We start from the raw sequence: 13,817 nt of genomic DNA, 5'->3' as shown, positions 1-13,817 counted from the left end.
TATGGGTCTGTGAAGCAGGTGGTTGTTCGGTCTTCCGTCACGCCTTGGCGTGACGGGGCAAGCCATAGGCTTGCCTTCGACAGTCGAAAATGGACAAACCGCTTTTCCGTCAAGGATATGTTAAACTTCTTCGTTGCATCTATCCTGAAAATACCCGAACTCCAAAATGTGTAAAGTTGTAAAATTCAACATAGAGGTCTTTTCATCCTTCCGATGGTGACGAAATTTTTTTGTCATGGGAGTCTATATAGAAGACAGGGCATCCGCGGTGCCGGCTGAAAAAGGCGTTCAAAATGATAGTTTCCTTGTCAGAAAAGTGGTACAATAGTAGCGAAAGGCTGGAGTGAATATGAAGGGGTGTAAGCATGATCGAACAGCTGTCATGGAAGGTGGGCGGCCAGCAAGGGGAAGGAATTGAAAGTACAGGAGAAATTTTTTCCACAGCGCTGAACCGCCTCGGATATTACTTATATGGATACCGTCATTTTTCTTCACGCATCAAAGGGGGTCATACGAACAACAAAATCCGCGTCAGCACGAAACCGGTGCGGGCGGTCGCAGACGATTTGGACATCTTGGTGGCGTTCGACCAAGAGACGATTGACTTCAACTTTCACGAGCTGCACAGCGGCGGCATCGTCATGGCGGACGCCAAGTTCAATCCGGTCATTCCGGAGCGGGAAGGGGTCGTCCTTTATGCCGTTCCGTTTACTGATATCGCCACAAGCCTTGGCAACTCGCTCATGAAAAACATGGTTGCCATCGGCGCGACGAGTGCAGTGCTCGGATTGGATCCGGCCGTGTTCGAAAGCGTTGTCGCCGACACGTTTGGCCGCAAAGGGGCGCAAGTCGTCGAGAAAAACATGGAAGCGATCCGCGCCGGAGCCGAATATATGAAAGAGCTGTTGGGCGGGCGCGCCGAACCTATGAAACTGGCAAAAGCGGACGGCAAACAGCGGATGTTCATGATCGGCAACGACGCGATCGCCTTGGGCGCCTTGGCCGGCGGGGCGCGCTTTATGGCGGCGTATCCGATCACCCCCGCCTCGGAAATTATGGAGTATTTAATTAAAAAGCTTCCGGATCTCGGCGGCACGGTCATCCAAACAGAAGACGAAATCGCCGCCTGCACGATGGCGATCGGCGCCAACTACGCCGGCGCCCGGGCGTTCACCGCTTCCGCTGGTCCGGGTCTGTCGCTCATGGCTGAAGCGATCGGCTTAGCCGGAATGACAGAAACGCCGCTTGTTGTGGTTGACACGCAGCGCGGCGGCCCGAGCACCGGCTTGCCGACGAAGCAAGAACAATCGGACTTGCTTGCGATGATTTACGGCACGCACGGGGAAATCCCGAAAATCGTCATGGCGCCAAGCACGGTTGAAGAAGCGTTTTATGACATGGCAGAAGCGTTCAACTTGGCTGAAGAATATCAGTGTCCGGTCATTTTCTTGTCGGATTTGCAGCTGTCGCTCGGCAAACAAACGGTCGAGCCGCTCGATTACGACCGGATCGAGATTCGCCGCGGCAAACTCGTCAGCGAGGAATTGCCGCCGCTTCCGGGCAAAGACAACTTCAAACGATATGAGGTGACGCCGGACGGCATTTCGCCGCGGGTGCTGCCGGGAACGAAACACGGCATCCACCACGTCACCGGGGTCGAGCATGCCGAAACGGGCCGCCCGTCGGAAACGGCAGCGAACCGCCGGACGCAAATGGAAAAGCGGTTGCGCAAACTCGAGCACATCCACTTCCCGACGCCGGTGCACAAACAACTCCGCCACGAAGAACCGGATTTGCTCCTTGTTGGCTTTTTATCGACGCGCGGAGCGATTGAGGAAGCGATCGAACGCCTCGAGCAGGACGGTGTTAAAGTCAACCATGCACACATCCGCCTGCTTCATCCGTTCCCGGTTGACGACGTGCGGCCGCTTGTCGAAAAAGCGAAGCGGGTCGTCGTCGTTGAGCAAAACGCGACCGGGCAATTGGCAAGCTTGTTGAAAATGCATGTCGGGCATGCGGACAAAATCGCCAGCGTCTTGAAATTTGACGGCAATCCGTTTTTGCCGGGCAATGTCTATACTAAATGCAAGGAGTTGTTAGCACAATGGCCACCTTTAAAGATTTCCGCAATGATGTGAAGCCAAACTGGTGTCCGGGCTGCGGCGACTTTTCCGTTCAGGCCGCCATTCAGCGCGCCGCTGCCAACCTCGGTTTGGAGCCGCACGAACTCGCTGTCATTTCCGGGATCGGCTGCTCCGGCCGCATTTCCGGCTACATTCATTCCTATGGGTTTCACGGCACGCACGGCCGCGCCTTGCCGCTCGCCCAAGGGGTGAAAATGGCGAACCGCAACTTGACGGTCATCGCCGCCGGCGGCGACGGTGATGGGTTTGCGATCGGCATGGGGCATACGGTTCATGCCATTCGCCGCAACATTGACATCACGTATATCGTCATGGACAACCAAATTTACGGGCTGACAAAAGGCCAAACATCGCCTCGCAGCGCCACCGGGTTTCAAACGAAAAGTACGCCGCAAGGGTCGATCGAGCCGGCGTTGTCGCCGCTTGAAATCGCGTTAAGCGCCGGAGCGACGTTTGTGGCGCAAAGCTTTTCAAGCGACCTAAAAGAGTTGACAAGCTTAATTGAAGAAGGCATCAAACATAAAGGATTTTCCCTCATTAACGTCTTCAGCCCGTGCGTCACGTACAATAAAGTCAACACGTACGAATGGTTTAAAGAGCGGCTGGTGAAAGTGAGCGACATTGAAGGGTACGACCCGTCCGACCGGGCGATGGCGATGCAGACGGTGATGAAATACGACGGGCTTGTCACCGGGCTCATTTACCAAAATAAAGAGCAAAAATCATACCAAGAACTCGTCCCGGGCTACCGTGATACACCGCTTACTGAAGCCGATTTGAAATTGAGCAAAGAAAAGTTTGCCGAGCTTGTAGCAGAGTTTATGTAACATATAGAAAGATTGGAAGTGATTCACACTCGATGGGGGGGCTTGCCTCATCGGGCGTTTTTTGTTATCATAGCGTGTTCCGGACATCCGGAATAAATCCCATTGTGTTTCATGACGGTTGACGCTATACTATGGTAGTGTGTGATGGAAGAAATTTGCGAGGAAGGCGGGCGGCCAACAAAGCGCCTGCGATCTACATTATTACGAATGAGGAAAGGAGATTGCGATGAACGAAAAACAACGGTTGGAACAAACAGCGCAAATTGAGACGGCAAGCCATCCAGCGGACAGAAAATCCGCCTTGGACCGGCTGAAGGAAAAAACGACGAAAGACTACGAGAAATATTTCACGAAAGTGTTTTTGCCGCCGAATTTGAAAGAAGCGAAAAAGCGCGGCAAAGAGGAAATTCAATATGTAAAAGACTTTGCGATTCCGGACGAGTTCCGCGGCATGGGGCGCGGGCGGGAGTTTTACATCCGCACATACGGCTGCCAGATGAACGAACATGATACGGAAGTGATGGCCGGCATTTTCATGGCGCTCGGCTATGAGCCGACCGACCGTCCGGAAGAGGCAAACGTCATTTTGCTCAACACGTGCGCGATCCGTGAAAACGCGGAAAACAAAGTGTTCGGCGAGCTCGGCTACTTAAAGCCGCTCAAAACGACCAATCCGGACTTGCTTCTTGGCGTGTGCGGCTGTATGTCGCAAGAAGAAGCGGTCGTTAATAAAATTTTAAAGCAATACCAATATGTTGATATGATTTTCGGCACGCACAACATCCATCGACTTCCTTACATTTTGCATGAAGCATATATGTCAAAAGAAATGGTTGTCGAGGTGTGGTCGAAAGAAGGCGACGTTGTCGAAAACTTGCCGAAAGCGCGAAAAGGCCGCATTAAAGCATGGGTCAATATTATGTACGGCTGTGACAAGTTTTGCACGTATTGCATCGTTCCGTATACGCGCGGCAAGGAGCGAAGCCGCCGTCCGGAAGACATCATCCAAGAAGTGCGCCAGCTCGCCGCCCAAGGCTATAAAGAAATCACGCTGCTTGGGCAAAACGTCAACGCTTATGGGAAAGACTTCACCGACATCCAGTACGGCCTTGGCGATTTAATGGATGAGCTGCGCAAAATTGACATTGCCCGCATCCGCTTCACAACGAGCCATCCGCGCGACTTTGACGACCGGCTCATCGAAGTGCTCGCCAAACGCGGCAACTTGGTTGAGCATATCCATCTGCCGGTGCAATCGGGCAGCACAGAAATTTTAAAAATGATGGGCCGCAAATATACGCGCGAGGAGTACTTGGAGCTCGTCCGCAAAATTAAAGCCGCCATTCCGGACGTCGCGTTGACGACGGACATCATCGTCGGCTTCCCGAACGAGACGGACGAGCAGTTTGAAGAAACGCTGTCGCTTTACCGCGAAGTGGAGTTTGATTCAGCGTATACGTTCATTTACTCGCCGCGCGAAGGCACGCCGGCGGCGAACATGAAGGACAACGTGCCGATGGAAGTGAAAAAAGAGCGGCTCAAGCGGCTCAACGACCTTGTTCAAGAAATCGCGGCCAAGAAAATGAAGCAATACGAAGGCCAAGTCGTCGAAGTGCTCGTCGAAGGCGAAAGCAAAACGAACCCGGACGTGCTGGCCGGCTACACACGCAAAAACAAGCTCGTCCACTTCGTCGGCCCCAAATCGCTCATTGGCCAATTGGTCAACGTGCGCATTACAGAAGCGAAAACGTGGACGCTGACGGGCGAATTCGTGAATGAAGCGATCGAGGTGAACTGATATGGCGAAATATACGCGGGATGAAGTGCTGGCGCAGGCGAAGCAGTTGGCGAAAATGATCGCCGAAACCGAGGAAGTCGACTTTTTCAAACGAGCGGAGGAAAAAATCCACCAAAATGAAAAAGTGCGCACATTGATCAACGAACTAAAATCGCTGCAAAAACAAGCCGTCAACTTGCAACACTACGGCAAACATGAGGCGCTCAAGCAGGTCGAGGCCAAAATTGACGCCATTTACGAGCAGCTCGAACAAATTCCGATCGTGGGCGAGTTCCAGCAGTCGCAAGCTGAGGTGAACGACCTGCTTCAGCTCGTCGCCTCGACGATTTCGAATACGGTGACCGATGAAATTCTCGCTTCGACGGGCGGCGATGTGCTGCGCGGCGAAACAGGTGCTGCCCTTCGCTACAACAAGCACGGCGGCTGCCATTAATGGCATGCGGCTCAAAAGCGTCCTTCGGGGCGCTTTTTTTCTTATGGGCGCGCTCTCCCTTCCCCCAAACCGCGGGCGGCTGCCTGGCAGCAAAAAAGAAGGCACATCGAACGGAGCAGGCGCATACAATGAACTATACGGAATAATGATTCATTTGCTGTGCACATTAGCGGAGATGGCGCATAGGATGAAATGAAGATTCATTTGAGGAGGGTTCCGTTCGATGTCTGAATACAGAGAAATTATTACGAAAGCCGTTGTTGGCAAAGGCCGCAAGTTTACACAATCGACCCATACGGTGACGGCGCCGAACCGCCCGTCAAGCATTCTTGGCTGCTGGATCATCAACCACCGTTATGAAGCGAAAAAATGCGATAAAACGGTCGAAATTCACGGCCATTATGACATCAACGTCTGGTATTCGTACAACCACAATACAAAAACCGAAGTCGTCACCGAAACGGTGTCGTATACGGACGTCGTCAAATTAAAATATCGCGACAAAGATCATTTAATCAGCGATGACACCGATGTCATTGTCCGCGTCATCCAGCAGCCGAACTGCCTCGAATGCACGATTTCGCCAAACGGCAATAAAATCGTTGTCGATGTTGAGCGGGAGTTTGTCGCCGAAGTGATCGGCGAAACGAAGGTGTGCGTTGCCATCAATCCGGAAGGATGCGGCAAAGACGACGATTTTTGCGACGAGGATGACCTTGATGAAGAATTAGAAGATTTAAGCCCAGATTTGCTGCTTGGCGAAGAAGAATAAAACTAGGAAATTTCTTTCCTAGTTCTTTCTTTTGCCGCTTGTTATAATAGTAGCGCAATCAACGAGCCTTCGGGCCGAAAAGGTTGGGGAGAAGCGATGCCATCGTACACACCGATGATCCAGCAATATTTGCACATTAAAGCGCAATATCCGGACGCGTTTTTATTTTTCCGGCTTGGCGATTTTTACGAACTGTTTTTTGACGACGCCATCAAGGCGGCGCAAGAGCTGGAAATTACATTAACAAGCCGCGACGGCGGCGATGAACGGGTGCCGATGTGCGGGGTGCCGTACCATTCGGCGCAAGGATATATTGAACAGTTAATCGAAAAGGGATATAAAGTCGCCATTTGCGAACAAGTCGAAGACCCGAAAACGGCCAAAGGCGTCGTTCGCCGCGAAGTGGTGCAGCTCATCACCCCAGGGACGCTCATGGAAGGCAAAGGGCTCACCGAGAAGGAAAACCACTACTTGGCGGCGCTCACGCCGTTTGCTGATGGTACATACGGATTGGCTTACGCCGATTTGTCGACCGGCGAGATTCGGCTCACGCTTCTTTCTTCGTGGGAGGAAACGGCAAACGAATTGCACGCCGTTGGAGCGCGGGAGATCATCGTTGCCACAGACAGCGGCGAAGAGTGGGTGCGCGAGCTGAAAGAGCGGTACGGGGCGGCGGTCTCTTATGAGGACGACACATCGCTATGCGACGAATGGAACGGCGTCATCGGCCATGTGGTGCAAGAAAAGCTGCGGCAGGCCGCAGCCCGTTTGCTTCATTACCTCGTCCGCACGCAAAAGCGGCGGCTCGATCATTTGCAGCCGGCTGAGTTGTATCAAGTTGACCACTATATGAAAATGGACCGACATTCCAAGCTGCATTTGGAATTGGTCGAAACGGTGCGGTCAAAAGGAAGGAAAGGCTCGTTGTTATGGCTTTTGGATGAAACGGTGACAGCGATGGGCGGGCGGCTCTTAAAACAATGGCTGGACCGGCCGCTCATTGATCGGCGCGAAATCGAACGGCGCCTCGATTTTGTGGAAACGTTGAAAACGAGCTATTTTGAACGGCAGGAGCTGCGCGACAGGCTGCGCGGCGTTTACGACATTGAGCGCCTTGTCGGCCGAGTCTCCTACGGCAACGCCAATGCCCGCGATCTCGTGCAGCTGAAAAAGTCGCTTCTTCAAGTGCCGGCGCTCCGTCAGACGGTCGGCGCGCTGCCGCTCGCTGAAGCGGACAAGCTGTGCGAGCGCCTTGACCCGTGCGAAGAGCTCGTCGATTTGCTCGAGCGCTCGATTCAAGAACAGCCGCCGCTTTCCGTCAAAGAAGGGAACCTCATCAAAGACGGGTATGACAAGCAGCTCGATCGCTACCGCGATGCGAGCCGCAACGGCAAAGCGTGGATCGCTGAACTTGAGGCGAAAGAGCGGGAAGCGACCGGCATCAAATCGCTCAAAGTCGGCTACAACCGAGTGTTTGGCTACTATATTGAAGTGACAAAGCCCAATCTCCCCCTTGTTCCGGAAGGACGTTACGAGCGGAAGCAGACGCTCGCCAACGCCGAGCGGTTTATCACCCCGGAGTTGAAGGAAAAAGAGGCGCTCATTTTGGAGGCGGAAGAAAAAAGCATCGAACTCGAATATGAACTGTTTGTCGCCATTCGCGAGCAGGTGAAGCAATACATCCCGCGCCTGCAGACGTTGGCGAAAGCCATTGCCGAGCTTGATGTGCTTCAATCATTCGCAACGATCAGCGACGAGTATCGCTACGTGCGTCCGCAGTTTTCCACGGAGCGCGTCTTGGTGATTCAAGGCGGCCGCCACCCGGTTGTCGAAAAAGTGCTCGGCGCGCAAATGTACGTGCCGAATGACTGCTACATGAACCGCGAGCGGGAAATGCTGCTCATCACTGGACCGAACATGGCTGGAAAAAGCACGTACATGCGGCAAGTGGCGCTCACCGCCGTCATGGCGCAAATCGGCTGTTTCGTTCCCGCCGAGCGGGCGGTGCTGCCCATTTTTGACCAAGTGTTCACCCGCATCGGCGCTGCTGACGACCTGTCGGCAGGACAAAGCACGTTTATGGTCGAAATGTTGGAGGCGTGCCACGCCATCGATCATGCGACACAAAACAGCCTCATTTTGTTTGATGAAATCGGGCGCGGCACATCGACGTACGACGGCATGGCGCTCGCCCAGGCGATCATTGAGTACATTCACGACCATATCGGCGCGAAAACACTATTTAGCACCCACTACCATGAACTCACCGCCTTGGAGCGTTCGCTCCCGCGGCTTTCGAACGTCCATGCCCGCGCCATCGAGGAAAACGGCAAAGTTGTCTTTTTGCATCAAATCGCCGACGGGCCGGCCGACAAGAGCTACGGCATTCACGTCGCCGAACTGGCCGGGCTGCCGGCTTCGCTCATTGAACGCGCGCGGGCCATTTTAGCGGAACTGGAGAAAGCGGCGGGAAAACAGGAAGCCGCCGCAGGCAGGATGGACGATGGCGCTTTGGCGGAAGCGGGTTTGGCTTTTCAGGGGAACGAAGCGTTAGACGTCGGCAGCAAGGTTGAGCGCGAGAAGGACTCCCGTCCGTCAGCCGGCGCGGCGCGGGATGGCGTTTTGGCGGAAGCGGCGTTTGAGCAGCTGAGCATGTTTCCTGACCTTGCCCCGGCGCCTGTGGAGCCGCCGCTTTCAAGCAAAGAGAAAAAGGCGCTCGCGGCGCTGAAAGAGATCAATTTGCTCGAGATGACGCCGCTTGAGGCGCTCAACAAACTGTATGAACTGCAAAAGCTCCTCAAGTAAAGGAGGGAGGCCCGATGGGACGCATCCGCAAGCTCGATGACCTGCTGGCAAACAAAATCGCCGCCGGCGAGGTCGTCGAGCGGCCGGCTTCGGTCGTCAAGGAGTTGGTGGAAAACGCCATTGATGCCCATAGTACGGTCTTCAACATCGAGCTTGAAGAGGCGGGAATGGCGAAAATCCGCGTCATCGACAACGGCGATGGCATGGAGGAAGACGACTGCTTGCTCGCTTTTGAACGTCATGCGACAAGCAAAATTCACAACGAGCACGATTTGTTCCGCATCCGCACGCTCGGGTTCCGCGGTGAGGCGCTGCCGAGCATCGCTTCTGTATCCGAAGTGGAGCTGACGACCGGCACGGGCAGCGGACCGGGAACGAAGCTTGTGCTTCAAGGCGGCGCACTCGTCTCCCGCGAGCGGGCGGCGGGGCGCAAAGGGACGGATATTACCGTATCGAACTTGTTTTTCAACACCCCAGCGCGCTTGAAATATATGAAAACGATCCACACCGAGCTCGGCCATGCGGCTGACGTCGTCAACCGGCTGGCGCTCGCCCATCCGGACGTATCATTTCGCCTCCGCCACCAGGGCAAAACATTGCTTGCCACCAATGGCAGCGGCGATGTCCGGCACGTGCTCGCCGCTATTTACGGCGCCGAGACGGCGAGACAAATGATCCCCATCGAAGCGGAATCGCTCGATTTTACCGTTCGCGGCTACATTTCGCCGCCGGACGTGACGCGCGCCTCGCGCAACTACATCTCGCTTGTTGTCAATGGCCGCTATGTGCGCAGCGTGCCGCTCATAAAAGCGATTGAAGCCGGCTACCATACGCTCTTGCCGATCGGCCGCTATCCGATTGTGTTTTTATCCATTGAAATGGATCCGGTGCTTGTCGATGTCAACGTCCATCCGGCAAAGCTCGAAGTCCGCTTTAGCAAAGAAGCAGAGCTGAATGAGCTCGTCACAGACGCCATCCGCCAGGCATTTCGCGAGCGGACGCTCATTCCGTCCGTATCTGCCGACAGCAAGCTGGCAAAACCAAAGGCGGAGCAGGCGGCTTGGACGTTCACTCATCGCGTCCGCGAGCCGTCTGTCTTATCGAGCGACATCGGCGGCGTGGAAGATGCGACCGCCCCTTTTGCGCCGCTAACCGGTGACGCACCGGCTGAGCGGCCATCCGTGGCTGTGCGGACGGATGAATGGGGAATACCGGACGAACATGGGCCCGCTTTCGAGCGAAAGCAGGAGGAAGAGGTGGGAGAAGAACGGCGTGCCCTCCGCTCGCCGACAGATGGGCAAGCGGAAGATAAAGCGGCGGCTGATCGCCTGCCGCCGCTTTATCCGATTGGACAATTGCATGGGACGTACATTTTGGCGGAGAACGAACATGGGCTGTATATGATCGATCAGCATGCGGCTCAAGAGCGGATCAACTATGAATATTTCCGGGAAAAACTCGGCGAAGCCACGAAGGAAGTGCAGGAGCTGCTCGTTCCGTTGATGTTTGAATATCCAGCCGACGAGTACGAGCGGATCACCGCCTGCCGCAATGAGCTGGCGCGCTGCGGCGTGTTTCTTGAGCCGTTTGGGCCGCGGGCGTTTCTCGTTCGCTCCCATCCGACGTGGTTTCCGAAAGGGAGAGAAAGGGAAATCATCGAGGAAATGATCGAACAAGTGTTGGCGGCCAAAACGGTCGACATCAAGCAATTGCGCGAACAAGCGGCGATCTTAATGAGCTGCAAGCGCGCCATTAAAGCAAACCAACATTTGCGCCAGGATGAACTGTTCGCTTTGCTTGAGGCGCTGCGGCAGACGACGGACCCATTTACTTGTCCCCACGGCCGGCCGATCATCGTTCATTTTTCGACATATGAAATTGAAAAACTATTTAAACGGGTGATGTAGCCTGCGCCCCCTTTGTGCGACAAAGGGGGCGCTTTTTGTAATCGTTTTGTAATCTACTTTTATTCTTTCTGTTACAGACGGATTGCTTTGATTTTACTATAATGGCTCATGTGTAGGAATACGTGGTGAATTTTGTAGAGTGATAGCGAATTTTGTATAAACATGGATACATAAAGATGGATACATCGACGTCATAGGGGGATGCAGCATGAAAAAAACGGTTATATTGACAAGCACGTTGATCGGTTCCTTGTTGGCCGGCCACGCGGCATCGGCGGCGAGCTATACGGTGCAAAAAGGCGATACGCTTTGGAAGATTGCCCGGAAATCCGGCACGACGGTCGCAGCGTTAAAGCAAGAAAACGATTTGTCTTCGGATTTGATTTTTCCCGGACAAGTATTGCGCGTCAATGAGCCAAATGAATCGAACGAATCTTCTTCGAATACATATACGGTCGAGCCTGGTGATACGCTAAGCGGAATCGCCCGCAAGTTTAGCACGACTGTGGATGCGCTGCTCAAGCTCAATCCAAGCATTACGAACCCAGACTTCATTCGCGCCGGGCAGAGGCTGCAAGTAGCAGGGAAACAGGAACGTTCCAATACATACAATGTGCAGCCGGCAGCCGTGCCGACAAGCGGCCGGTATATCGTGCAGGCGGGGGATACGCTGCTTGAGATTGCGAACAAGTTTCAAACGACGGTCGACCGTCTATTGGCACTGAATCCGCAAATTACAAACCCGAACACCATCCGCATTGGCCAAGCCATTAAAGTGGCGGGCGGAACGGCTGATGTCCGGGAGGCCAAGCAGCAAGTATCGGCCGCCAACTCGGCTGCCACTGAGTCGTCCGCATCGCTTGCCGACCGAATCATCGATATTGCGGAAAAATATTTAGGGGCGCGCTATTTGTATGGAGCAAGCCCGTCGCGCACCGATGTGTTTGACTGCTCATCGTTTACGATGCGCGTTTTTGGCGAAGCCGGCATTTCGCTGCCGCGCACATCCATCGCTCAGGCGCAAGCGGGAAGAACGGTGTCGTTTGGCCAGTTGCAAAAAGGCGATCTCGTCTTTTTTGATACCGATTCGAACGGCACAATCAACCACGTCGGCATTTATGCTGGCAACGGGCAAATGATCAACGCCACCGTTTCGCTCGGTGTCACGTATTCGTCGCTCACGTCCTCATATTGGAAAACGCGGTTTGTAAAAGCGGTCCGGGTGCTTAACTAACGGGATGCGTATGGACGTCGGCTTAAACATAACCGAATGCGGCGGAAGGCTGCTCGCATAAAGCACATTTGTGGCTTTGGCGGGCAGCCTTTTTTTATGCATCCCGTGCAAAGATGTTGCTTCAGCTGCTGATCGTCACAACCAAGGGAATCATAAGGCCTGTCAATCATTTCGTACATCCTATAATAAGAAAAGGTGTCCCGTTGCTTGAGGGACACCTTTGGTCATTATTGGATGGGTTTTTTCGCTTTTCGCGTCACTTCCTCCTGAAATGAACGGATAAGGGACAGAACGATCAAAATCATGATGATCGCAAGCGGGAATGCAGCGATGATCGAAGCGGTTTGCAACGCTTGCAGACCGCCAGTCCACAGCAAGATCGCCGCAGCTGCCGATTGAATGATGCCCCAGACGAACTTGACCGAATTTGGCGGGTTTAAACTGCCCTTAGTGGTTTGCATGCCGAGCACAAACGTTGCTGAGTCTGCCGATGTGACGAAAAATGTGCAAATGAGCAAAATGGCAATTCCCGAGAGCAATGGAGCGAATGGGAAATGTTCGAATGTAAAAAACAGAGCTATTTCTACTCCTTTTTCATTCATTACCTCGCCAATGCCGGCATGTTGGAACTGCTCCAAATAAAGAGCTGAGCCGCCAAACACGGAAAACCAAAGGGCGCTGAAAATCGTTGGAACCGCCAAGACACCGATCATAAATTCACGGATCGTGCGCCCACGGGAAATGCGAGCAATAAACGTCCCCACAAACGGCGCCCATGCGATCCACCACGCCCAATAAAAAATGGTCCACACTTTCGGCCAATCATTTTGCTCGAACGGGTTGAGCCGGAAACTCATCGAGGGAAGATTTTGTAAGTACGTCCCGATCGTCGACGTGAACACATCCAAAATAAAATTCGTTGGACCGGCAAACAGCATGAACAACATAAGCAACAATGCGAGCGCAATATTGATGTTGCTCAGCCATTTTATGCCTTTGTTTAGGCCGGTTTGCGCCGAGAGCATAAACAGAGCCGTGACAACCACAATGATGAGCAGTTGTGTTGAAATAGAGTTTGAAATATTTGGGAACAACTGATGCAATCCCCCACTGATTTGAATGGCTCCCAGCCCTAGCGAGGTGGCGACGCCAAAAATGGTTGCGTATACGGCTAGCGTATCAATGGCTACACCGAGACCGCCTTCTGTCCGCGCTCCTAGCAACGGGCGCAGCGTGCGGCTGATGACCCCGGCTTCTCGCTTGCGAAACTGGAAGTAAGCGAGCGCCAAGGCAAGGACGCCGTAGATCGCCCATGGATGCAGCCCCCAATGGAAAAACGAGTAGCGCATGGCCAGACGGGCCGCTTCCGCCGTTGCCTCTTCTCCTGTTGGCGGCGTGTAATAGTGGGACACCGGTTCGGCCACTCCCCAAAACACTAACCCGATTCCCATTCCGGCGCTAAACAGCATGGCAAACCACGTCATATAGCTGTATTCCGGTTCTTCCCCGTCGCGGCCGAGGCAGATATTTCCGTAACGGGAAAAAATAAGAAACAAAGAAAACGCCAAAAACAACGAAGCGCTGAGCAAATAAAACCAGCCGAATTTATCGATCAGAAACGAGTGCACCGCGTTGCTGACCGCCTTTAAATTGTAGCGTGGCAGCAAAGACTCCGGAACGACTCCCCAAATAATAAACACAATGGCGATCACAATGGAAATAGAAAAGACGCTTGTTGTTTTTTTCATCTCATTCCTCCTTATTTGTACAATAATCTCATGAGGATCGTGTTAGCGGTTTTGGGGCTTTGCACTTTTAGGGTAACAAAATTCGACAATGAATACAAACGATCCAAATTTTTGACGCAGTGTGAGTAAAATATTTGTGGGTGACATTC

The 13,817-nt window shown here is 53.4% G+C and carries 9 protein-coding genes; 8 read left to right on the top strand and 1 reads right to left on the bottom strand.

The genetic code is table 11. The features are described 5' to 3' along the window. The first annotated feature begins 365 nt into the window (after positions 1-365). The 8 genes from IKE44_RS04585 (at position 366) to IKE44_RS04550 (ending at position 11,920) form a co-directional block, all read left to right on the top strand. A complete protein-coding gene (locus tag IKE44_RS04585; RefSeq protein ID WP_033017275.1) occupies positions 366-2,138 on the top strand; it encodes a 2-oxoacid:acceptor oxidoreductase subunit alpha in 1,773 nt (590 codons plus the stop codon). Next, entirely contained in the window at positions 2,105-2,971 is an 867-nt protein-coding gene (locus IKE44_RS04580) for a 2-oxoacid:ferredoxin oxidoreductase subunit beta (protein WP_033017277.1), read from the top strand. The genes IKE44_RS04585 and IKE44_RS04580 overlap by 34 nt, the downstream gene beginning before the upstream one ends. A 226-nt stretch (positions 2,972-3,197) precedes the next feature. Continuing rightward, on the top strand, positions 3,198-4,769 hold the full coding sequence (gene miaB / locus IKE44_RS04575) for a tRNA (N6-isopentenyl adenosine(37)-C2)-methylthiotransferase MiaB (protein ID WP_287465140.1): 1,572 nt from the start codon (positions 3,198-3,200) through the stop codon (positions 4,767-4,769). A 1-nt stretch (position 4,770) separates the two neighbouring features. Beyond that, positions 4,771-5,202: a YlbF/YmcA family competence regulator gene (locus tag IKE44_RS04570; protein WP_033012165.1), complete on the top strand. Its 432-nt coding sequence runs from the start codon at positions 4,771-4,773 to the stop codon at positions 5,200-5,202. A gap of 223 nt (positions 5,203-5,425) precedes the next feature. Then, the gene (locus tag IKE44_RS04565) at positions 5,426-5,974 is read left to right on the top strand and encodes an outer spore coat protein CotE (protein WP_015374452.1); all 549 of its coding nucleotides are present in this window, start codon (positions 5,426-5,428) and stop codon (positions 5,972-5,974) included. A 96-nt stretch (positions 5,975-6,070) separates the two neighbouring features. Continuing rightward, complete coding sequence (gene mutS / locus IKE44_RS04560) at positions 6,071-8,779, top strand: DNA mismatch repair protein MutS (RefSeq protein WP_033017279.1); 2,709 nt, start codon at positions 6,071-6,073, stop codon at positions 8,777-8,779. A 14-nt stretch (positions 8,780-8,793) separates the two neighbouring features. Further along, positions 8,794-10,686 carry a DNA mismatch repair endonuclease MutL gene (gene mutL, locus IKE44_RS04555; RefSeq protein ID WP_287465137.1) on the top strand — a complete coding sequence of 631 codons (1,893 nt, stop codon included), beginning with the start codon at positions 8,794-8,796 and terminating at the stop codon, positions 10,684-10,686. Positions 10,687-10,894: 208 nt separating this feature from the next. After that, the gene (locus IKE44_RS04550) at positions 10,895-11,920 is read left to right on the top strand and encodes a C40 family peptidase (RefSeq protein ID WP_049624710.1); all 1,026 of its coding nucleotides are present in this window, start codon (positions 10,895-10,897) and stop codon (positions 11,918-11,920) included. A 227-nt stretch (positions 11,921-12,147) separates the two neighbouring features. On the opposite strand, the gene IKE44_RS04545 is transcribed toward IKE44_RS04550, so the two are convergent. Further along, a complete protein-coding gene (locus IKE44_RS04545) occupies positions 12,148-13,668 on the bottom strand; it encodes a glycine betaine uptake BCCT transporter (RefSeq protein ID WP_033017283.1) in 1,521 nt (506 codons plus the stop codon). Between the last annotated feature and the right edge of the window lie 149 nt (positions 13,669-13,817).

Source organism: Geobacillus sp. (genome assembly GCF_017515625.1).
GTDB lineage: Bacteria > Bacillota > Bacilli > Bacillales > Anoxybacillaceae > Geobacillus > Geobacillus stearothermophilus.
This window is presented reverse-complemented; position numbering and strand designations above follow the sequence as displayed.

What these genes read in the sequence shown, in the direction of transcription:
- IKE44_RS04545 (WP_033017283.1), bottom strand. Translation starts at nt 13,668, where the DNA reads ATGAAAAAAACAACAAGCGTCTTTTCTATTTCCATTGTGATCGCCATT.
- IKE44_RS04580 (WP_033017277.1), top strand. Translation starts at nt 2,105, where the DNA reads ATGGCCACCTTTAAAGATTTCCGCAATGATGTGAAGCCAAACTGGTGT.
- mutL (WP_287465137.1), top strand. Translation starts at nt 8,794, where the DNA reads ATGGGACGCATCCGCAAGCTCGATGACCTGCTGGCAAACAAAATCGCC.
- IKE44_RS04550 (WP_049624710.1), top strand. Translation starts at nt 10,895, where the DNA reads ATGAAAAAAACGGTTATATTGACAAGCACGTTGATCGGTTCCTTGTTG.
- IKE44_RS04565 (WP_015374452.1), top strand. Translation starts at nt 5,426, where the DNA reads ATGTCTGAATACAGAGAAATTATTACGAAAGCCGTTGTTGGCAAAGGC.
- mutS (WP_033017279.1), top strand. Translation starts at nt 6,071, where the DNA reads ATGCCATCGTACACACCGATGATCCAGCAATATTTGCACATTAAAGCG.
- IKE44_RS04585 (WP_033017275.1), top strand. Translation starts at nt 366, where the DNA reads ATGATCGAACAGCTGTCATGGAAGGTGGGCGGCCAGCAAGGGGAAGGA.
- IKE44_RS04570 (WP_033012165.1), top strand. Translation starts at nt 4,771, where the DNA reads ATGGCGAAATATACGCGGGATGAAGTGCTGGCGCAGGCGAAGCAGTTG.
- miaB (WP_287465140.1), top strand. Translation starts at nt 3,198, where the DNA reads ATGAACGAAAAACAACGGTTGGAACAAACAGCGCAAATTGAGACGGCA.